The following is a 21,013-nucleotide window of genomic DNA, read 5'->3' on the forward strand; positions in this document are numbered from 1 at the left end:
TTACCACTGCAGGCCGGGATGCGAACGCTGCAGATATTGCATCTCCGCCAGTAGCGGGCCGAGATGTTCACTGTGCAGCCCCTGTTTGCCGCCGCTGCGGAAGGCCGCTTCCTGCGGGATCGATAAGCCTGAGTCAAGCAGCGCGGTATGCACGGTGCTTTGCCATTCGGCCTGAAGCTCGCGCGGATCAACCGCAATGCCCTGCCCGACCAGGCTGAGCTCCAGGTCATCGGCAAGGAACAGTTCGCCGGTGAAGCGCCACAGATTGTCGACCGCCTGCTGCATTTTGCGCTGGGATACCTCGGTGCCGTTGCCAAGACGCTCCAGCCAGCCACGGCTGAAGCGCTGGTGGTAGCGCACCTCTTTCAGTCCTTTAGCGGCAATGGCCGCCAGCTGCGCATCGCGGCTGTTCACCAGCCGGCTGTACAGGGCGACGTGCCAGACGTCGATAAAGAACTGGCGGGCGATGGTGTCAGCAAAATTGCCGTTGGGCTGCTCCACCAGCAGCAGGTTGCTGAACTGGCGCTCATCGCGGCCGAAGGCCAGGGTATCTTCGTCGCCGCAGCCGTTAAGCTCGGCGGCATAGCTTAAAAAGTTGCGCGCCTGGCCAAGCAGGTCGAGGCCGATGTTGGCCAATGCCAGATCGATCTCCAGCTCCGGGGCATGGCCGCACCAGGCGCCTAAACGCTGGGCCAGCACCAGGCCGTTGTCGCCAAGACGCAGGGCGTAGGTGGCGACGGGATTCGGGTTATTCATCGCCGCCTCACATATGTTCCATGCCGTCCGGCACGGTATAGAAAGTCGGATGGCGGTAGACTTTGCTTTCCGCCGGGTCGAAGAATTCGCCGCGATCTTCCGGCTGCGAAGCAACGATTTCGCTGGCCTTCACCACCCAAATTGAGCAGCCTTCGCTGCGGCGGGTGTAGGCGTCGCGGGCGTTTTCCAGCGCCATTTGATCGTCGGCGGCATGCAGGCTGCCGACGTGACGATGGGAAAGCCCCTGTTTGCTGCGAACGAACACTTCATATAACGGCCAGTAAACTTTGCTCATGTTGTCTCTCCTTATGCCGCGCTGCGGGCCTGCTGTTTCTGCGCATGGGCCAGCGCGGCTTCGCGCACCCACTCACCCTCTTCCCAGGCCTTACGCTTGGCGGCCAGGCGTTCGTGATTGCAAATGCCACGGCCGCTAATCACCTCGTTAAATTCCTGCCAGTCGATTTCGCCGAAGCGGTAGTGCCCGCTGGCTGCATCAAACTGCAAATCCGGGTCCGGGACGGTCATGCCGAGGATCTCCACCTGCGGCACGGTGTGGTCGACGAAGCGTTGACGCAGCTCGTCGTTGGAGTGCAGTTTGATTTTCCACGCCATGCTGCGGGCGCTGTTTGGCGAGTTGTCGTCGTTGGGGCCAAACATCATCAGCGCTGGCCACCAGAAGCGGTTAATGGCGTCCTGCAGCATTTGCCGCTGCGCGTCATTGCCCTGCGCCAGCGCCATGCAGGCTTCGAATCCCTGGCGCTGGTGAAAGCTCTCTTCTTTGCAGATTTTGACCATCGCCCGGGCATAGGGCCCGTAGGAGGTCCGGCACAGCGCCACCTGGTTGACGATAGCCGCGCCATCCACCAGCCAGCCGATCACGCCGATATCCGCCCAGCTCAGCGTCGGGTAGTTAAAAATGGAGGAGTATTTCATCTGCCCGTCGAGCATCTTCTGATACAGGTCTTCCCGGGCGCAGCCAAGGGTTTCCGCGGCGCTATAGAGATACAGCCCGTGTCCAGCCTCATCCTGTACCTTAGCCAACAGGATCGCTTTGCGGCGCAGCGTCGGCGCGCGGGTGATCCAGTTGCCTTCCGGCAGCATGCCGACGATCTCCGAGTGCGCGTGCTGGCCTATCTGCCGAATCAAGGTCTTACGGTAGGCATCCGGCATCCAGTCCTGCGGTTCGATGGCCGTTTCCTGCGCGATGCGCTGGTCAAAGCGTTGTTCTTCTGTCACGTCATCACCTTTATGATTCCGATACTCACAACAAAAACATTAATATGAATCACTTTGTTTATTGAAGGTTACATATTGGTTAAATAAAACCACAAATTTTGTTTGCTCTTTTTGTGATAATCTCCGCAAAACCTTTTGTAAACCACAATAAATACAGTAAGTTAAGCATAAGGCGTAACGCCATCGTGATCACAATGTTAATAATTTATTAAATACTGGCTTGCATTTTATGATTCATAAAAGAACTATTTATAGATATCACACGTAACACATTTGGAGATTTGCGATGCAGCAGTTAGCCAGCTACTTATCCGGCGCCTGGCAGACCGGCCGGGGCCGCGCCCGTACTATTCATCACGCCATCACCGGCACGGCGCTGTGGGAGGTGACCAGTGAAGGTCTGGATATGGCGCAGGCGCGCCGCTTCGCGATTGAGCGCGGCGGTAAGGCGCTGCAAGCCATGACCTTTATTGAACGCAGCGCGATGTTAAAAGCGGTGGCGAAACACTTGCTGGCGCAGAAAGACCAGTTCTACGCCATCTCGGCGCAAACCGGCGCCACCCGCGCCGACAGTTGGGTGGATATTGAAGGCGGTATCGGTACCCTTTTCACCTATGCCGGGCTGGGCAGTCGCGAACTGCCGGACGATATCCTGTGGCCGGAAGACGAGCTGATCCCGCTCTCAAAACAGGGCGGTTTTGCCGCCCGTCACGTGCTGACCTCAAAATCAGGCGTCGCCGTCCATATCAACGCCTTCAACTTTCCCTGCTGGGGAATGCTGGAAAAACTGGCCCCCACGTGGCTGGCCGGTATGCCAGCTATCATTAAACCGGCAACCGCTACCGCCCAGCTCACCCAGGCAATGGTGAAAGCGATTGTCGACAGCGGCCTGGTGCCGGAGGGCGCCATCAGCCTGATTTGCGGCGGCGCGGGCGATCTGCTCGACCACCTCGATAGCCAGGACGTGGTGACCTTTACCGGCTCTGCCGCCACCGGCCAGCAGCTGCGGTCGCACCCCAACCTGGTGGCCAAATCGATTCCCTTTACCATGGAAGCGGATTCGCTCAACTGCTGTGTGTTAGGCGAAGACGTCACGCCGGAGCAACCGGAGTTCGCGCTGTTTATCCGGGAAGTGGTCCGCGAGATGACGGCGAAAGCCGGACAAAAATGTACCGCTATCCGCCGCATCATCGTCCCGCTGGCGCAGATCAATGCGGTTAGCGATGCGCTGATCGCCCGCCTGCATAAAGTGACCGTCGGCGACCCGGCGCAGGAAGGGATTAAGATGGGGGCGCTGGTTAATCACGAGCAGCGTCGGGACGTACAGGAGAGCGTCAATAAACTGATTGCCGCCGGCTGCGAAGCGCTGCTTGGCGGACAGGCGGACCTCAGCGCGGCCGGAGCCTTTTTCCCGCCGACGCTGCTCTACTGCCCGCAGCCGGATGAAACCCCGGCGGTTCACGCCATTGAAGCCTTTGGCCCGGTGGCGACCCTGATGCCCTACCAGGACCGCCAGCATGCGCTGACGCTGGCACGCGCCGGCGGCGGCAGCCTGGCGGGGACGCTGGTTACCGCCAGCGGCGAACTGGCGCGGGAGTTTATCCTCGGCGCCGCCCGCGCGCATGGCCGTATTCAGATCCTGAACGAAGCATCCTCCGCAGAATCAACCGGCCACGGTTCGCCGCTGCCGCAGCTGGTGCACGGCGGCCCCGGCCGCGCCGGCGGCGGAGAGGAGCTAGGCGGACTGCGTTCGGTGAAACACTATATGCAGCGCACCGCCGTCCAGGGCAGCCCAACGATGCTGGCGACCATCGGCCAGCAGTGGGTACGCGGCGCCCAGGTGAGCGAAGATCGCATTCACCCGTTTCGCAAATATTTCGAAGAGATCCAGCCCGGCGACAGTTTGCTGACCCCGCGCCGTACGCTGACCGAAGCGGATATCGTTAACTTCGCCTGTCTGAGCGGCGACCATTTCTACGCCCACATGGACAAAATCGCCGCCGCCGAGTCGATTTTCGGCGAGCGGGTGGTCCACGGCTATTTCCTGATCTCCGCGGCGGCCGGTCTGTTCGTCGATGCCGGCGTCGGGCCGGTTATCGCCAACTACGGCATGGAAAACCTGCGCTTTATTGAGCCGGTCAAACCGGGCGACACTATTCAGGTTCGCCTCACCTGTAAGCGGAAAACGGTCAAGCGGCAGCGCAGCGCTGAGGAGAAAGCCACCGGCGTGGTGGAATGGGCGGTGGAGATTTTCAACCAGCACCAGCAGGCGGTGGCGCTGTATTCCATTCTCACCCTGGTGGCGCGCCAGCAGGGGGATTTCCCGGCGTAATGGCGGAAAATAGACCGCTGGCGCTCTGTTGGCCGGTCCTTGAGCTATTGCTTCTGCAATCGGTTTGCAACGGTTTCGCCCCGGGAAAACGTTTGTTCTGTGTGATTTATCTCAAGGCGCAGGGGGCGAAAACAGCTACCGGACAGTTCCTTCTCCCTCCGGTAGAGGGTCAGGGTGAGGGGAAGTACTGAAGTGTGGTTCTTTATGTTATCTGTGGCTTCAGCGCACATTGCGCTCCCGGTTAATTTTTCTTCATTCTGTTTTCCGTGGCGCAGGGAGCGCACAGGGGGCGGCCAGTCGCCGCCGCCCCCTGTACCCCCGGTTCCGGCCAGCAAAATCGCCGCTGCGCGGTCCCTTCGACTTATCCCTGCAGGCTTCGGGTCGGGCCGAGGTAGCGTCCATGCAAAACACGGCCCTCAGCCCGCATCCATGCGGGCTGCCCCGGCCTGCCGGGAACGTCTCAGCGATTTTGAGGCCGCCAGCACCGGCAGTTTCAGCGGCCCCAGCGCTAGCGCCAGCAGTGATTTGGGACTGTAGGCCGGGTAAGGCGTTAGCCGCCACCCGGCAAAAAATCGGCGCACGTGTTCAATGCCTCTGCGGAGGCATTTTTTACGTCCCTCTGGCAAAACTGACAAATAACCTGGCAAGAGCAAACAAACGCTACGGCGCCGCGGGCTGGTAGCTTAAGGGTGACAAAGCCGACATTCGCAGCGGCATAAGACAACACAACAATAAGATGAGGTCACAATGGCAAACGGCTTGAAATTTTCCCCGCGTAAAACCGCGCTGGCTCTCGCTGTCGCGGTGGTTTGCGCCTGGCAATCACCGGTCTTCGCTCACGGTAGCGAAGCCCACATGGTACCGCTGGATAAAACGCTGGAGGCGTTCGGTGCTGACGTGCACTGGGATGACTATGCGCAAATGTTTACCCTGGTAAAAGATGGCGCTTACGTCAAAGTGAAGCCGGGCGCCAAAACCGCGATCGTCAACGGTAAACCCCTTGATCTGCCGGTGCCGGTGGTGATGAAGGAAGGTAAAGCCTGGGTCTCCGATACCTTTATCAACGACGTGTTCCAGTCGGGTCTCGATCAGACCTTCCAGGTGGAAAAACGCCCTCACCCGTTAAACTCGCTCTCGGCGGCGGAAATCAGCGAAGCGGTGACCATTGTTAAAGCCGCGCCGGAGTTCCAGCCCAATACCCGCTTTACTGAGATTTCCCTGCACGAGCCGGATAAAGCGGCGGTATGGGCCTTTGCCCTGCAGGGAACGCCCGTTGATGCCCCCCGCACCGCCGATGTGGTGATGCTGGATGGCAAACATGTCATTGAAGCCGTCGTCGATCTGCAAAACAAAAAAATCCTCTCATGGACGCCGATCAAAGGCACGCACGGCATGGTGCTGCTCGATGATTTCGCCAGCGTGCAGAACATCATCAACGCCAGCAGCGAATTCGCGGCGGTGCTGAAAAAACACGGTATTACCGATCCTGGCAAGGTGGTCACCACCCCGCTCACCGTCGGCTACTTCGATGGCAAAGATGGCCTGCAGCAGGATGCGCGTCTGCTGAAGGTGGTCAGCTATCTCGATACCGGCGACGGCAACTACTGGGCGCACCCGATTGAAAACCTGGTGGCGGTGGTCGACCTGGAAGCAAAGAAAATCATCAAAATCGAGGAAGGCCCGGTGATTCCGGTGCCGATGGAACCGCGTCCGTATGATGGCCGCGACCGCAACGCCCCGGCGGTGAAACCGCTGGATATTACTGAACCGGAAGGCAAAAACTATACCATTACCGGGGATACCATTCACTGGCGGAACTGGGATTTCCATCTGCGTCTTAACTCGCGCGTCGGGCCAATCCTCTCGACGGTGACCTACAACGATAACGGCAAAAAACGCCAGGTGATGTATGAAGGTTCGCTCGGCGGGATGATCGTCCCCTACGGCGACCCGGACGTCGGCTGGTATTTCAAAGCCTATCTGGACTCCGGCGATTACGGCATGGGCACCCTGACCTCGCCGATTGTACGCGGCAAAGACGCGCCGTCGAATGCGGTGCTGCTGGATGAAACCATCGCCGACTACACCGGCGCGCCGACCACCATCCCGCACGCCGTCGCCATATTCGAGCGCTACGCCGGGCCGGAATATAAGCACCTGGAGATGGGCAAGCCCAACGTCAGTACCGAGCGCCGGGAGCTGGTGGTGCGCTGGATCAGCACCGTCGGCAACTACGACTATATCTTTGACTGGGTATTCCACGACAACGGCACCATCGGCATCGATGCCGGCGCCACCGGGATTGAGGCGGTGAAAGGCGTGCTGGCGAAAACCATGCACGACCCGAGCGCCAAAGAAGATACCCGCTACGGAACGCTGATCGACCATAATATTGTCGGCACCACCCACCAGCATATCTATAACTTCCGCCTCGACCTCGACGTGGACGGCGAAAACAACACTCTGGTGGCGATGGACCCGGAGGTGAAGCCCAACACCGCCGGCGGCCCGCGCACCAGCACCATGCAGGTGAATCAGTACACGATTGACAGCGAACAGAAAGCGGCGCAGAAATTCGACCCGGGTACGATTCGCCTGCTGAGCAACACCAGCAAAGAGAACCGCATGGGTAACCCAGTCTCTTACCAGATCATCCCTTACGCTGGCGGCACCCATCCGGCGGCGACCGGCGCCAAGTTCGCCCCCGACGAGTGGATCTACCATCGTCTGAGCTTTATGGATAAACAGCTGTGGGTGACGCGCTACCACCCGAGCGAACGCTATCCGGAAGGCAAATACCCCAACCGCTCCGCTCACGATACCGGGTTAGGCCAGTATGCCAAGGACGATGAGTCGCTGACGCACCAGGATGACGTGGTGTGGATCACCACCGGCACCACCCACGTGGCGCGCGCTGAAGAGTGGCCGATCATGCCGACCGAATGGGCGCACGCCCTGCTGAAGCCATGGAACTTCTTTGACGAAACGCCGACCCTCGGCGAGAAGAAACAGTAATCTCAACCCACGGTGAAATCGAGCAGGATTTTACCGCCTCTTCCCGGCTGGCCGGCGGCGGCAATCGCCTCGCGCCAGTCGTTCAACGCCACCCGCTGGGCCGGCGGTTGCGTAGTCGTCGGTAGCCGCTGCCAGATCTCATCGAACGCCGCCCGCCATGCCGCCACGCTGAGGCCAGGCAGCGCCTCCCGCAGATGAAACTTGCGCACCGCCGCGCTGGCGCGCGTCTGGATCAACGGCCGCCCGGATAATAAGCCGTAGGAGACCAGGGTCGACGACGCGGGCAGCACCGACAACAGCGTGTTCCCCAGCTCCCCGCCCACCGCGTCAAACACCAGATCGCTGTGCTGGCTGACCTTCTCCACCAGCGCCCGGTCGGCGTCGAGGATCGGATAGATCCCGGCCTGCTCCAGACGCGCCCGATGCTGCGGCGAGCGAATAATCCCGCTTACCGAACGGGCGCCCATGGCCAGCGCCCACTGCCCCAGCAGGCTGGCGCAGGAGGAGGCGGCGGCGGTCAGCACGATCTGTTTCCCGGCAACCGGCCAGCGACTGAGCATCAGCATCGCAGTCAGCGGATTGATATACCCGCGGGCGGCCAGCAGATCGTCCACCGCCGGGGGAACCGGCACCAGCCAGGTCTCATCGAGATCGATAAACCGTTGCCAGGTGCCGCCCCCGCGCAGGGGCAGCACCCGCTGGCCCGCGGTCAGCCGGCTGCCGAATGGCGCGGCGACCACCTCGCCAAGGCCTTCGTAGCCGGGGACGGCCGGCAGTCGGGTACGGTGGCGATAGGCGCCGGTGATGGGGATCAGATCTGAAGGATTCACCGGGGCATAGCGCATCCTGACCCGCACCCGTCCACCGGCCAGCGGCGCCAGCGGGGCGCGTTTCAGCGTTAGCACCGCGGCCGGCGGCCCGTAGCGGTCATAAACAATGGCGTCGTTGAACATCGACTGGCTCCAGACAACGAAAGACGGGATCATAGCAGATCCCGTCCGAAGCCGCTTACGCTGGTGGCCAGACCTGGGGGAACAGTGGAGAATCCAGCGGGTCGCCGTCCCGCAGGGTCAGCTCGGGGAACGGCGGCGACGTCACGCCGCCGCGGTCGGCAAAGGCGGCGTCATCCCCCACCCAGCGGGCGGAGAAGACCCGTCGCGCCCGCGCTCCAGGGTTGCCGCGGGCGCCATGGACGGTGCGAAAATGAAAGGCCACCGCATCCCCCGGCTCCAGCGCCCAGCTGACGATATCGTACTCGTCCTCATGGGCGTCGATATCCGGCAGCGCGCTGAACCGGGTGTGCTCGTAGAGCCTGGTGCCATTGAAGCGGGTGGGACTGTACTCCGCCTCCCAGCGATGCGACCCGCGAATGCAGCGCAGCGAGGTGGCCTCTGCTACCGGGTCCAGCGGGATCCAGAAGCTGACGTTCTGTCGGCCGGAGACGCAATAGTAAGGCTGGTCATGATGCCAGGGGGTGACCGTGCTGCCCCCGGCGGGTTTGACCAGCGTATGCTCATGGAAAAATTTCGCCGTCTGCGACTGCATCAGCGCCGCGGCGATTTCGGCGGCGGCCGACTGGAAGACAAACTCGCTAAACGCCGGGATCCGCGACCAGTTGCAGTAATCCTGAAAAAAAGGCGGCGAACCATCTTTGGGGATCACCGTGCGCGCATGACCATATTCGCTGGGGCTGGCCATCAGCGCCGTGACCCCCTCGGCGAGGCGCTCAACCCAGGGGGTAAAAACGCCCTTCAGTAATACCACGCCATCCGCCTGCCAGCGGTCGACTGTCGCTTGATCGATATGGTGAGAGTGTTGGTTGTGCATCGCTTGGGTTCCTGTGTGGGTGGATCAGGTAAGCGGTTCTGCGGGCTCGGCGCGCATCCACGCGCAAAGCTGGCCCAGCATCGCCATGCAGCGTTCGGTCTGGTCGATGCTGATGTACTCATCGGCCTTATGGCCCTGGGCCATGCTGCCCGGCCCGCAGACCAGGGTCGCGACGCCCATCTCGTCGAACAGCCCCCCTTCGGTGCCGAACGCCACGGTGGAAAACCGATCGCTGCCGCACCACTGCGCCAGCCAGCGGGCGAAGTCGGACTGTGGATCGCTGAGCAGCGGCGGGTAGTGGCTCAACAGCTGAAACTGGATGTCGCTTCCGCCGCCGACCCGGCGCATCTCCGGCAGCAGCCGGCGGCGGGCGTAGGCCGCCAGCGCTTCGGTAACCGCTTCGGGACGCATCCCCGGCAGGTAGCGGATTTCAAAATCAAAGCGACAGGACTGCGGAACGATGTTCAGCGCGGCGCCGCCCTGAATGGTGCCCACCTGCAGGGTGCTGAAAGGCGGCGAAAAGCGGCTGTCCAGCTGCCGGGCCAGACGCTCGCCCAGCCGATCCAGGCGGTTGATCAGCCTGGCCGCGTAGCGGATGGCGTTCACCCCCTGCGGGGCATAGGCCGAATGGCAGGCCTGGCCCTCAATGCAGCAGCGCATGGCCAGTTTGCCTTTATGACCGAACACCGGCTGCATCTCTGTCGGCTCGCCGATGAGGCACAGCGCCGGTTTCTCCGGCGAGGCCTGCAGAAAATCCACCAGGCTGCGCACGCCGAGGCAGCCGACCTCTTCGTCATAGGAGAAGGCCAGATGCAGCGGCATCCGCAGCGGCGCCGCCAGAAAGTCATCCACCGCCGCCAGCACGCAGGCGAGAAAGCCCTTCATATCGGCGCTGCCGCGGCCGTAGTAGCGGCCATCGCGCTCGGTCAGGCTGAACGGCGGCACGCTCCAGTCCTGCCCGTCCACCGGGACCACGTCGGTATGGCCCGAGAGCATCACCCCGCCGCCGCCGGACGGCCCCAGCCGGGCGTAGAGATTGGCCTTTCCCCCCGACGGGTCATAAAAGCGGCGGGACGCCACGCCGCGGGCGGCGAGAAAATCGGCGATCCAGTCGATCATCGCCAGGTTTGAATGGCGGCTGGTGGTATCAAAGGCCAGCAGCGCGGCAAGGATCGCTCCCGGCGTGTTATTCATCGCCAGGCACGCCATAGGCCGGCGCCTCGCGCGGGTCGAGCGCCCGGGTAATATAGGCCTCCATTTGCGGCTCCCACGCCAGCCACAGCTGCTCAAGGGCCGCCAGCGGATCCGCTTCCGCCCAGTCAATGCGCAGGTCGACCACCGGCCACGGGTAATCGTCCACCACCTTCACCGCCGCCGAGTGGACCGGCCCGGCCTCGCCCCCGGCGACGATCCCGGCGCGCAGTCCGGCCAGCAGCCGGCTGGTCAGCTCACCGGTGGCGGCCTCAAAGGCGCCCACCATCGCAGCGATCACCCCCTCACTGGCCAGCATGTTGCCCGCCGCCACGCAGTTATCCCCCGCCAGGGCGCCGCCGATCCCAAGAGTGAATTCCCCGCTGAACACCGCCGTGTCGCCGTTGGCGTCAATCGCCGCGACCTGGCGATATTCGCGGAAGCGATCCTCCGCCAGCGCCTGCTTCAGGGCCTGCTCAACGCTGGCCCCCGCTTCGAGCGCGCTGAGGATCTGCGGCCCCAGCGACGGCAGGGTAATGTTCTGGCTGGAAACCGCCCCCACGCCGGGCAGCAGCCACGGACAGCGCGACCCGACGGCCATGCTCGATGAACTAATGGCGATGCCCAACTGACCCGTTTCCGGGCAACGGGCGGTAAGGGAAAGGGTCATTCTGCCGCCTCCCCCTGCCAGTCGTCAGGGATCACCGCCGTGACGTCAATCTCCATCAGCCACTGCGGCTGCGCCAGGGCCGACACCACCACCCCGGTGGAGATGGGAAAGACCCCTTTCAACCATTTTCCCACCTCCTGATAGACCGGCTCGCGATAGCGGGGGTCGATCAGATAAGTGGTGGTCTTGACGATATGCGAGAGGTCGCTGCCGGCCTCTTTCAGCAGCAGCTCGACATTCTTCATCGCCTGTTCCGCCTGGGCTCGCGGGTCGCCGAGGCCGATCAGGTTGCCGGCGAAATCGGTGCCGACCTGGCCGCGAACGTAGACGGTATTCCCGGCCCGCACCGCCTGGCACAGATCGTTGTTCAGCGCCTGGTTCGGGTAGGTCTCTTTGGTGTTAAACATGCGAATACGGGTATGGGTTGGCATCAAAGCACTCCTTCAGGAAACGGTTATCAGGACGGCTGGTAACGCTGATACTGGCGCTGAATGGCGATCTGGTCGGCAATATATTTGGCATCGTGCCAGACGCCCCAGATAAAGGTGGACCCGCGCCGCGACAGCCACGGCAGGCCGAGAAAATAGACCCCCGGCTCCGTCGACACGCCGCGGTGATGCTGCGGCCGCTGCGCGTCATCGAAGACGTTGACCTTCAGCCAGCGATAGTCGGTGGTATATCCGGTCGCCCAGATGATGGCGCCGATCCCGGCCTCGGCCAGGTCGAGGCTAAGCAGCGGGTCGCTGACGCAGGCCGGATCGGGCAGAAACTCACGGGCGGAGGGCTCTTCAGGCAGATCAGAACCGTTGCGCGCTACCCAGTCGTCGGCGGCGTCGAGCAACGCAAGATAAGAGGCATCGCCGCGGCGGATATTCTCCGCCAGGTCGGGGTGGAACAGCGCCCTGGCGCCGTCAAAGCCGCGGGTCTGCCCCACCAGGGTGACCCCCTGATGCGCCAGTTGGCGAAAATCGACGGTATGGCCGCCGCGCGCGCCGCTCACCGCGATAGTGACATGCTCTTTCCCCGGCGCATTGGCCGCGGCGTCCCACATTCCCAGCACCCCGAGCCACCAGCAAAAATCGCGCTGGCGATAGCGACGCGGCGGCCGGTCGTGCGCCCCCACCGACAGCCACACCGCGCGTCCGGCACGCTGCAGCTCATCGGCAATCTGGACGCCGGAGGAGCCGGCCCCCACCACCAGCACGCCGCCCTCCGGCAGCTGCTGCGGATTAAAATAGTGCGCCGAGTGGAGCTGCTGAATAGCCGGACTCTGCGGGGCGATGGCCGGGATCGTCGGGCGCTGAAAGGGTCCGGTGGCCGCTACGATCCGCTGCGCCTCAATCACCCCCTGGGAGGTGTCGACACGAAAGCCCGGTCGCCCGGCGAGACGTTCGGCGCTGTACACCTCCACCCCGGTACGGATCGGCGCATTGAAGCTGCGGGCATAGGCGGCAAAATAGTCCGCAACCTGCTCTTTGCCGACAAAGCTATCCGGCGGGCAGTCCGGGAACACCATCCCCGGAAACCGATCGTGCCAGGCCGGGCCGTTGGCCACCAGCGAATCCCAGCGCCCGCTGCGCCAGGCCTGGGCAATACCCTGTTTCTCCAGCACCAGGTGGGGAATATCCAGCCGGGTCAGATGCTCGCTCATGGCGACGCCCGCCTGCCCCGCGCCGACCACCAGGGTATCGATCTCGGTTATCTGTTCAGTCATTTCTCTATCCTTCAAGCACAGTTGCCGACGAGGTCGCCGGAATTGACGGCTTTCAGGTTATTTAACTGTGACGAATTGGTAAAATATTATAAAACGATCGACTGAATAGAATTTTACGAGGCTGATTGACGACAAAAAAAATAACGCCTGCCGGATCGACAGGCGTTATTTCAGCCGTGAGAGGGGGTTAATTCGATACTGCGGCAATAATCCATAAACAGTTGCGTTGGCCGCGTCGGCTCATTATTAGCGAGATGCGCCATAATTAAGGTTGAGGCGGGCATATCGTCGGCAATATCCCGCTGCACCACCCTTTCACCATCGTAGGTCATATCGCAGCAGGGCCGGGTGACCAGCACCGAAAAACCGAGTCCCTGACCGACCATACAGCGCACCATTTCGATAGAGGGTGAGCTGTAAGCTACTTCCGGGTGATAGCCTTTTTCCTTAAAGATGGAGATGAAATAATTTTTGCTCGGGACCGCATCAAGGAGGATCATTGGCTCGCGGCTCAGCTCCTGCAGCGTCACCTGCGCCTTTTGCGCCAGCGGATGCGCGGCGGGCAGTAGCGCGTAGGGTTTATGCGGGGCGTTAAGCCGTTCTTTATTGATCGAGTGGCCAAGCTCCAGATCGTAGACCAGCGCCAGGTCAAAGCGGCCGCGGTGCAGGCCATGCATCAGCTCGTGCTGTTCGCCGTCATACAGATGCAGCGTAATTTCCGGATAGCATTTCTTAAATCCAGCCACCAGCTTCGGCATATACAGCGGAGCTACCGATTCAAAGCAACCGATGGAGATCATGCCAGAAACCAGCTCTTTATCCGCCCGCGAATTCTGCTCAAATTCCCACGACAGGCGCAGCAGCTCCTTCGCTTTATCGTAGATCCGCCGACCGCTGGAGGTGAGCGAGACGCCCTGCGCGTGGTGGCGAATAAACAGCTGCTGGTCGAAGGTGCTCTCCAGATTCTTAATAGCAATGGAAATCGACGGCTGCGCAATATGCAGCTGGCGGGAGGCCTCGGCGATACTCTCCGTCTCCACCACGGTGACGAAATATTTGAGCTGCTTCAGGGTAAATCGGTTCATAGCATCACCATTGATAAAATATGGTCCGGCGCACGCAGGAAATAGTTTTCCCCTAAGTCCCAAGCAATCCGCGTGCCACCCGTGAAAAATGGCGGCGCATTGCCCGCCAGGGGGCGATATTATTTATTCTCCTCCCGCGCCGGCACGGTTTATTTCCGCTTTTGCACCATCATGCAACACGCTGCACATTGAGCAGGCAGCGGTCGCCCCAGTTTCGCGCAAAATAACCTGTCTGCATAAAATATCGTTATTCAATTGCAGCTATTGTTTTTAAATTGTTTACGAAAAGTATCCCGATAATCACTTTAAATTCCATATCGTTAATAACGCTGTATAGTTTTTTTAAACTTAAAGGCCAAAAATTTACTAATTGCCTCTGAAAGCATCCTGCCAGCATAGTGTATTCGCACGATGAACACCGGCGGCTCCCCATTAATGCACAGCCGAGCCGCTTTCATTTAGGTTAATTATGACGAGTGAAATAGCCCATGACGTTTAACTGGAACTACATGTTAAGCCTGCTCAGCGATGCCGATTTTTGGTGGGCCACCTGGACCGTCATTAAATTAAGTCTGCTGACCTGGGGCTGCAGTATTGTGCTCGGATTTATTCTGGCGCTGGCTAAACAGTCGCCGCGCGGCTGGTTATCCACCCCTGCCCGGCTGTATATCTGGTTATTTCGCAGTATGCCGCTGCTGGTCCTGCTGATTTTTGTCTACAACATGCCGCAGGCGCTGCCCTCCTTCGCGCCGGTGCTGAACGATCCCTTCTGGGCCGGCCTGCTGGCGATGGTCCTCAGCGAAGCGGCCTATATTGCCGAGATCCATCGCGGCGGGCTGCTCTCCATCCCCCGCGGGCAGAGTGAAGCCGCGCGGGCCCTGGGTTTACGCTACGCCGGGATCCAGTGGCGGGTGATCATTCCCCAGGCGCTGCGCGTCGCCCTGCCGGCGCTGGCCAATGAGTATATCGCCATCGTGAAGCTCAGTTCGCTGGTGTCGGTGATCTCCCTGACCGAAATATTGATGGTCGGCCAGCAGCTCTACTCGCAGAACTTTCTGGTCATGGAGACCATGACCGCCGTGGCGTTTTATTACATCTTTATCGTCACGGTGTTCGATTTTCTGCTGAAACGGCTGGAGAACTACCTCGATGTCACCCGACGCGACACCGCCCGGCCGGTGGATGCCGAGATGCAGCAGTTGGCGACCGCCCGGCGCCCGGCGATGGCGCGCAGCGTCTCCCAGGGCCAGGAGCCGGCGCTGCAGGCCTCTAAGCTGCATAAGGCCTACAACAATGTCGAAGTGCTGGGGGCGGTGAGCCTGCAGATCCAGCCCGGCGAAGTGGTCTCGGTTATCGGCCCGTCGGGCTCGGGGAAAACCACCCTCATTCGCCTGCTAAACGGTCTTGAGCAGATCGATAACGGCGAAATTCAGATTAACGGCCAGCCCTTTATTCATCTCGACCGTCAGGGGCAGCATAAGCCGCGCTTTATGGAGAATGCCGAACACCGTCTGAATATCGGCATGGTGTTCCAGAGCTTTAACCTGTTCCCGCATCTGACCGTGTTCGGCAATCTGCTGCTGGCCCCGCGCTATCACCATCTGGCGAGCGACACGGAGCTGCGCCAGCACGCCTGCGAGCTGCTGCACAAGGTGGGCATGCTGGAACACGCCTGGAAGTATCCGCACCAGCTCTCCGGCGGTCAACAGCAGCGGGTGGCGATCGCCCGCGCCCTGATGATGCGTCCGCAGATCATGCTGTTCGATGAGCCCACCTCGGCGCTGGATCCGGAAAAAGTGAATGAGGTGCTGCAGGTTATCGAATCCCTGGCCCACGAAGGCATCACGATGGTCATCGTCACCCACGAGATGAACTTCGCCTTCAAAGTGTCTGACCGGATCGTGTTTATGGAGAAAGGCCGGGTGGTGTGCGATGACACGCCGCAGGCGATGCGCAGCGGGCAACACCCGCGGGTCGAGGCCTTTCTGAAAGATGTTTCTCTGGCTTAATTATCGGGACGTGAAGAGGAAAAACTATGATTGCGCAGTGGCAAATTGAGCAGTTTCATCAGCAGGGTTATCTGGTGGTCGAAGGGGTGCTTTCCGCCGCCGACATCGCCACGCTGCAGAGCGATTTCGACGGCTGGGTCGAGGAGAGCCGCCGTCACGCGACGGCGTGGGGAGAAACCCTTGACGGGCGGCCGCGTTTCGATATCGAACGCGACCATGCTCCCGACCATCCGTCGCTGCGCCGGGTCGCCTCCCCGACGGAGATCTCCGAGGCCTATCGCCATACTGCGCTGAATTCGCGGATGGCGACCATTGCCGCGCAACTGATCGGCGGCAACGGCACCCGTTTTCACCACAGCAAAATTAACTCCAAGCTGCCGCACACCGCCACCGAGGTGAAATGGCATCAGGATTTCCTCTTCACCCCGCACAGCAATGACGACATCATCACCGCCCTGCTGATGGTCAGCGAGGTGACGCCGGAAAATGGCCCGCTCAATGTGGTGCCGGGCAGCCATCAGGGGCCGCTGTGGTCCCACTGGCAGGAGGGTCGCTTCACCGGGGCGGTGGATGACGAGGTGGTGACGGCTCAGTGCCAGCAGCCGCAGGCCTGTTTTGGCCCGGCGGGCTCAGTCTGCTTTATGCATACCCGCCTGCTGCACGCCTCCAGCCCCAACGAAACCGCCCTGCCGCGCACCCTGTTCATCAGCGTCTACGCCGCTGAGGATGCGCTGCCCTTCGGCGAAAACCCGCTGCCGAGCCGCCATGCCGGCCAGCTGGTGGCCGGGGAAGAGAGCGGTCTGGTGCGCAGCACCAATAACCAGCTTCGCCTGCCGCAGAAGCCGCGCGGCGCTTCGTTTTTTGTTCAGCAGGCCGGTGCCGATCGCGCCAGCATGTAATTCGCCCACACTCCGGAGGTTTTATGACACGCTTTTTCGCACCACGCCCGCTGGCTCTGCTGCTCTGCGCAGCGGGGGCTCTGACATCCCTGAACGCGCTGGCCTTCCAGCAAAGCGGCAAGATCACCGCCGGCTCGGACATGACCTTTTTCCCTTACGAGTACATGGAGAACAACAAGCCGGCGGGGTTTGATATTGAACTGCTCGACGGTCTGGCGAAGAGCATGGGCCGCGAGGCGGTGAATATCGACACCCGCTTCCCCAACCTGATCCCCGGACTGCAGGGCGGGCGCTTCGATATCACCAACTCGTCGATGTACATTACCGCCGAGCGCCTGAAGGTGATCGACATGGTGCCGTACCTGAAAAGCGGGGAAGCGATCCTCGCCCGCAAAGGGGGCGACTACCAGCCTAAGACGCCGGAAGACTTCTGCGGGCATAAAATCGGCTCGATGGGCGCCACCTCGTGGCTGGCGCAGTTGCAGAAGCTTTCCGCCGACTACTGCGTGAAGAAAGGGCTGAAGCCAATTGCGCTGAGCGTCTATACCACCGACCCGCAGACCACCCAGGCGCTGCTGTCCCGCGCAGTGGATGCGCAGATCACCGACGCCGCCGTGGCGCGCGGGGTGGTGGAAAAGCTGGGCGACCGGGTGGCGATCTCCTCTGACACCCTGATCTATCCAGTGCTGAACGGCTTTGGCGTTAAAAAAGGCAACACGGAGGTGAAAACCGCCCTCGAACAGGCGCTGAAAAAATACAGCGCGACGCCGGAATATGCCGCCTTGCTGAAGAAATATCACTTCCAGGCGCCGACGGCAGAGGATCTGCAGACCCTGATGCCGAAAGCGGAGTAATGCCCATGCGCGATTCCGATGAAGAGCAGATCCGCATCGACCTGGCGGCCACCTTTCGCATCATTGCCCATCTCGGCATGCATGAGGCGGTGGCCAACCATTTCAGCGCCGCGCTCTCCGCTGACGGGAAAACGTTTTTACTCAACCCGAAGTGGAAACACTTTTCGCGCATCCGCGCCAGCGATCTGCTGGTGCTGCACGCCGATGATGAACGTTGCGCCTCGCGACCTGACGTCGATGCCACCGCGTGGGCCATTCACGGGCAGATCCATCAGCGACTGCCCGACGTGCGGGTGGTGCTGCATCTGCACCCGGTGTACACCACCAGCCTCGCCTGTCTGGCGACGCCGCAGATCCTGCCCATTGACCAGAACACGGCCCGCTATTTTAACCGGGTCGCCGTCGATACCCTGTACGGCGGGATGGCGGACACCGCGGCAGAAGGCGCACGGCTGGCAGGGCTGCTGACGGATAAACGCCGTCTGCTGATGGGCAACCATGGGGTGCTGGTGACCGCTCCGACTATCGGCGAAGCGTTCGACGATATCTGGACCCTGGAGCGCGCCTGTCAGATCCTGATCACCGCCTGGTCAACCGGCCAGCCGCTGAAGGTGCTGTCGGACGCGGTGGCGGAAAAAACCGCCCAGGACTGGGAGAAAATTGCCGATTTCTCCCGGCAGCACTTCGCCGAGATGAAGCAGTTGATGATCGACCTCGATCCCTCCCTGGTGGATTAACCCCGCGCCAGCCCGGGTCAGCCCGGGCCGTCGCTGGCCGCCGCCAGCAGCGGCACGATGATATCGCTGAGCGGCGTCGGTATGCCGTGTTGACGCCCGCGACGCTGTACCACCCCGTTACGAATATCCCACTCCAGCGGTCGGCCATGCAGGCGATCGATCAGAATAGAGGTGCTTAAGTCGGCAGGCGCCCGATGAAAGCCGGCGATGATCTCCTCCGGCACGCTGTCGCTCAGGACGGCCCCTTCCGCCCGCGCCACCTGCAGGCATTCGCGCAGATAGGCCAGTCCGAGGGCGGTGATCTCCTCCCGGGCGAACATCCCGGCGCGTCGTCCGGTCAGCACCATCAGTCCGGCGACGGCGTTCTGCAGCAGTTTACGCCAGGCGACGCTGGTAAAATCCGCCGCCAGCTCCACCGCGCAGTGGGTTCCCGCCAGCGCCTGCTGCACCCGCTCCGCCCCCGGCAGATCCGGCAGCGTTAGTCGCGGCGCGGCGCGCAGCCAGACCGAAGCATCGGCGTCGCGCTGCGCCGGAAACCAGACCACCGACGGCAGCACCGTCGCGCCGCCGGTCAAAGGGGCAAACTGCTGGCGCTGCTCGACGCCGTTTTGCAGCACGCACACCACGGTGTCTGGCGAACACAGGGCCGCCAGCCACGGGGCGATGGCCTCCGTTTGGGTGGCCTTCACCGCGACAAACACCAGGTCGAAGGGGGCGGCTATCGCCGTCGGGTCGGTGAGCACCGGGCCGGGCACCACGATCTCACCCTCATCAGTGCGCAGCACCAGCGAAGAATGGGCAGTGCGCCCGCAGACCACCGGCGCCCTCCCCACCGCAAACAGGGCGGCGGCGATCGTCGTACCGATGGCGCCGGGACCAATTAGTGCAACTTCAGGAAATGCAGTCATGCCGAAGACCTCCTCATCATTCTCCGCCCTGCGCGGGCAAAGATTGCCCTCCACAGTAGCGAGAAAGAGCGGAGGTCGGCAAGCGGGACGTCGGGAAAAGCGATGCACCTTCCCCGACGGAGGGCTAGTAACGCACGCAGACGGATTTGGTTTCGCACCAGCCGTCGAGCCAGTCCGGGCCGAAATCGCGACCGGTGCCGGACTGCTTCATGCCGCCGAACGGCAGGTTGGCGTCAATCAGGGTATGACTGTTGACCCATACCGTCCCGGCCTGCAGGCGATCGGTATAGTTGAGAGCCTGGGTCAGGTCGCGGGTCCAGACGCTGGCGGTCAGGCCAAAATCGCTGTCATTGGCCAGGCGCAGCGCCTCCTCGCCGTCGGCCACCCGCACCAGGTTCACCACCGGGCCAAACACCTCCTCGCGGGTGAGGCGCAGTCCGGCGTCCGGGTTAACCACCAGCGTCGGCGGAATATAGTACCCCCCCGCATCCGGTCCGGCGCTGCCGCTGATAAGCTCCGCCTTCTGCTGTCGGGCCTCTTCAAGGTAGGCCGCCACCTTGTCGCAGTGGGCCCGGGAGACCACCGGGTTGATCTGCGCCGTCTCCAGCATTCCCGGCCCTACCTGCAGTGATTTCACCGCCTGCTCGAAGCCGCTGACCAGGGTGTCAAACAGCGGCGCTTCAATGTAGATCCGCGAGCTGGCGGCGCAGACCTGCCCCTGGTTAAGGAAGCTGCCGGTCATCAGCCCCTCAATGACCCACTGGGGATCGGCGTCTTTAAGCACAATCGCCGGGTTCTTGCCGCCCAGCTCCAGCGTCACGCGGGTCAGGCGGTCGGCGGCCACCCGCGCAATCTGTTTCCCGGTGGCCGTCGAGCCGGTAAAGCTCACCTTCGCCACCTGCGGATGGGCGGTCAGCGCCGCGCCGCAGCCGGCGCCGCTGCCGGTGACCACGTTGAACACCCCGTCAGGAATGCCCGCCTGGGTCGCCAGCTCCGCCACCCGCAGCAGGGTCAGCGGGGTGGTTTCTGAGGGTTTAATGACGATCGAACAACCCGCCGCCAGCGCCGGCATCACCTTCCACATACCGATCATCAGCGGGAAATTCCACGGAACGATGCCCGCCACTACCCCCACCGGCTCTTTTTTGGTCCACGCCTGATAACGCGCCCCTTGCGGGAACGGGATCGAGACGTCCAGCGTCCGGCCGCTGATTTTGGTGGTCAGCCCGGCGGTGTAGCGCATCCAGTTCAGGGTGCAGCCGACCTCGAAGGCGCGGGAGATGGCGATGGATTTACCCTGCTCGAGGGTTTCCAGCTGCGCCAGCTCCTCGCCGTGCTGCTCCACCAGATCGGCAAAGCGCAGCAGGATGCGCTCGCGGTCGGCCGGGGTGCGCCCGGCCCAGCGGCGGTCGACGAAGGCACGCCAGGCAGACATCACCGCCCGGTCAACATCCGCCGGGCTGGCGTCGGCGGTGGTGGCGATCGCCTGCCCGGTGGCCGGATCCCAGACGGTTAACCGGTTTTCGCTCTGCGCGGCGCAGGGGGCGCCGTCGATATACAGGCCATGCTGACGGTCTAAAAACTGCTGGACGCTGGCAAGCAGCGCTATCTGAGAGGTGGACATACCCTTTCCTTATTCTTCGCGGATAGTGCTTTCAGTCTATGTCCGGTTGGCGGCTGGCGCTTTTTTCTCTGTGACATTCGTTTGCGCCGCTGTGACAGTCGCCGCAATTCCGTCGCCTGCCCTGACAGAAATGTGCCGCAGGTAATAGTTCTTTCA

The 21,013-nt window shown here is 61.9% G+C and carries 19 protein-coding genes; 6 read left to right on the top strand and 13 right to left on the bottom strand.

Translation table 11 applies throughout. From position 1 onward, the window contains the following. Genes paaC through paaA form a run of 3 tightly spaced genes read right to left on the bottom strand, consistent with a single transcriptional unit; the run spans position 1 to position 1,992 of the window. Positions 1-756, bottom strand: a complete 756-nt coding sequence (paaC, locus tag GT756_RS00625) for a 1,2-phenylacetyl-CoA epoxidase subunit PaaC (protein WP_004204036.1) — start codon at positions 754-756, stop codon at positions 1-3. A gap of 7 nt (positions 757-763) precedes the next feature. Continuing rightward, entirely contained in the window at positions 764-1,051 is a 288-nt protein-coding gene (gene paaB, locus GT756_RS00630) for a 1,2-phenylacetyl-CoA epoxidase subunit PaaB (RefSeq protein WP_002902768.1), read from the bottom strand. Positions 1,052-1,062: 11 nt separating this feature from the next. Then, complete coding sequence (paaA, locus tag GT756_RS00635) at positions 1,063-1,992, bottom strand: 1,2-phenylacetyl-CoA epoxidase subunit PaaA (RefSeq protein ID WP_160124504.1); 930 nt, start codon at positions 1,990-1,992, stop codon at positions 1,063-1,065. A gap of 286 nt (positions 1,993-2,278) precedes the next feature. Between paaA and paaZ the strand changes: the two genes are divergently transcribed. Beyond that, positions 2,279-4,324: a phenylacetic acid degradation bifunctional protein PaaZ gene (gene paaZ, locus GT756_RS00640; RefSeq protein ID WP_130971890.1), complete on the top strand. Its 2,046-nt coding sequence runs from the start codon at positions 2,279-2,281 to the stop codon at positions 4,322-4,324. 416 nt (positions 4,325-4,740) lie between these two features. Here the strand turns inward: paaZ and GT756_RS00645 are convergent, their stop codons facing one another. Further along, complete coding sequence (locus GT756_RS00645) at positions 4,741-4,905, bottom strand: hypothetical protein (RefSeq protein WP_032425973.1); 165 nt, start codon at positions 4,903-4,905, stop codon at positions 4,741-4,743. A gap of 166 nt (positions 4,906-5,071) precedes the next feature. On the opposite strand from GT756_RS00645, the gene tynA reads away from it, so the two are divergent. Then, positions 5,072-7,339, top strand: coding sequence for a primary-amine oxidase (gene tynA, locus GT756_RS00650; RefSeq protein ID WP_160124505.1), 2,268 nt, complete (start codon positions 5,072-5,074; stop codon positions 7,337-7,339). Positions 7,340-7,341: 2 nt separating this feature from the next. Here tynA and GT756_RS00655 read toward each other — a convergent pair whose 3' ends face one another. The 7 genes from GT756_RS00655 to GT756_RS00685 all read right to left on the bottom strand — a co-directional run bounded on the left by GT756_RS00655 (position 7,342) and on the right by GT756_RS00685 (position 13,826). After that, entirely contained in the window at positions 7,342-8,325 is a 984-nt protein-coding gene (locus GT756_RS00655; RefSeq protein ID WP_072500739.1) for a zinc-dependent alcohol dehydrogenase family protein, read from the bottom strand. A gap of 22 nt (positions 8,326-8,347) precedes the next feature. Next, positions 8,348-9,166, bottom strand: a complete 819-nt coding sequence (locus GT756_RS00660; protein ID WP_004204030.1) for a phytanoyl-CoA dioxygenase family protein — start codon at positions 9,164-9,166, stop codon at positions 8,348-8,350. Positions 9,167-9,190: 24 nt separating this feature from the next. Beyond that, a complete protein-coding gene (gene argE / locus GT756_RS00665; RefSeq protein WP_004204029.1) occupies positions 9,191-10,360 on the bottom strand; it encodes an acetylornithine deacetylase in 1,170 nt (389 codons plus the stop codon). After that, positions 10,353-11,027, bottom strand: a complete 675-nt coding sequence (locus GT756_RS00670) for a DUF1028 domain-containing protein (RefSeq protein WP_032455929.1) — start codon at positions 11,025-11,027, stop codon at positions 10,353-10,355. Before GT756_RS00670 ends, argE begins: the two co-directional genes overlap by 8 nt. Further along, complete coding sequence (locus GT756_RS00675) at positions 11,024-11,458, bottom strand: RidA family protein (RefSeq protein ID WP_048294663.1); 435 nt, start codon at positions 11,456-11,458, stop codon at positions 11,024-11,026. The genes GT756_RS00670 and GT756_RS00675 overlap by 4 nt, the downstream gene beginning before the upstream one ends. A gap of 26 nt (positions 11,459-11,484) precedes the next feature. Further along, positions 11,485-12,741 carry an NAD(P)/FAD-dependent oxidoreductase gene (locus tag GT756_RS00680; protein WP_114508111.1) on the bottom strand — a complete coding sequence of 419 codons (1,257 nt, stop codon included), beginning with the start codon at positions 12,739-12,741 and terminating at the stop codon, positions 11,485-11,487. Between the two features lie 170 nt (positions 12,742-12,911). Then, positions 12,912-13,826 (bottom strand): LysR substrate-binding domain-containing protein, encoded by a 915-nt coding sequence (locus tag GT756_RS00685; RefSeq protein ID WP_004204026.1) that lies wholly within the window; start codon positions 13,824-13,826, stop codon positions 12,912-12,914. Positions 13,827-14,314: 488 nt separating this feature from the next. Here GT756_RS00685 and GT756_RS00690 point away from each other — a divergent pair, with 488 nt between their 5' ends. From GT756_RS00690 to GT756_RS00705, 4 genes are read left to right on the top strand one after another with little or no spacing between them, the layout of a single operon-like run. Then, a complete protein-coding gene (locus GT756_RS00690) occupies positions 14,315-15,835 on the top strand; it encodes an amino acid ABC transporter permease/ATP-binding protein (RefSeq protein WP_048294659.1) in 1,521 nt (506 codons plus the stop codon). 26 nt (positions 15,836-15,861) lie between these two features. Then, positions 15,862-16,734, top strand: a complete 873-nt coding sequence (locus GT756_RS00695; protein ID WP_032455926.1) for a phytanoyl-CoA dioxygenase family protein — start codon at positions 15,862-15,864, stop codon at positions 16,732-16,734. A 23-nt stretch (positions 16,735-16,757) separates the two neighbouring features. Next, positions 16,758-17,588 (top strand): ABC transporter substrate-binding protein, encoded by an 831-nt coding sequence (locus GT756_RS00700; RefSeq protein ID WP_032455925.1) that lies wholly within the window; start codon positions 16,758-16,760, stop codon positions 17,586-17,588. Positions 17,589-17,593: 5 nt separating this feature from the next. Beyond that, positions 17,594-18,325 (top strand): class II aldolase and adducin N-terminal domain-containing protein, encoded by a 732-nt coding sequence (locus GT756_RS00705; protein WP_032455924.1) that lies wholly within the window; start codon positions 17,594-17,596, stop codon positions 18,323-18,325. 17 nt (positions 18,326-18,342) lie between these two features. On the opposite strand, the gene GT756_RS00710 is transcribed toward GT756_RS00705, so the two are convergent. Together GT756_RS00710 and GT756_RS00715 are read right to left on the bottom strand one after the other, a co-directional pair. Further along, positions 18,343-19,233: an oxidoreductase gene (locus GT756_RS00710; protein ID WP_032455923.1), complete on the bottom strand. Its 891-nt coding sequence runs from the start codon at positions 19,231-19,233 to the stop codon at positions 18,343-18,345. A 124-nt stretch (positions 19,234-19,357) separates the two neighbouring features. Then, positions 19,358-20,857: an aldehyde dehydrogenase family protein gene (locus GT756_RS00715; RefSeq protein ID WP_048294657.1), complete on the bottom strand. Its 1,500-nt coding sequence runs from the start codon at positions 20,855-20,857 to the stop codon at positions 19,358-19,360. Between the last annotated feature and the right edge of the window lie 156 nt (positions 20,858-21,013).

It is taken from the genome of Klebsiella sp. Q2 (assembly GCF_009900705.1).
Taxonomy (GTDB): domain Bacteria; phylum Pseudomonadota; class Gammaproteobacteria; order Enterobacterales; family Enterobacteriaceae; genus Klebsiella; species Klebsiella quasipneumoniae.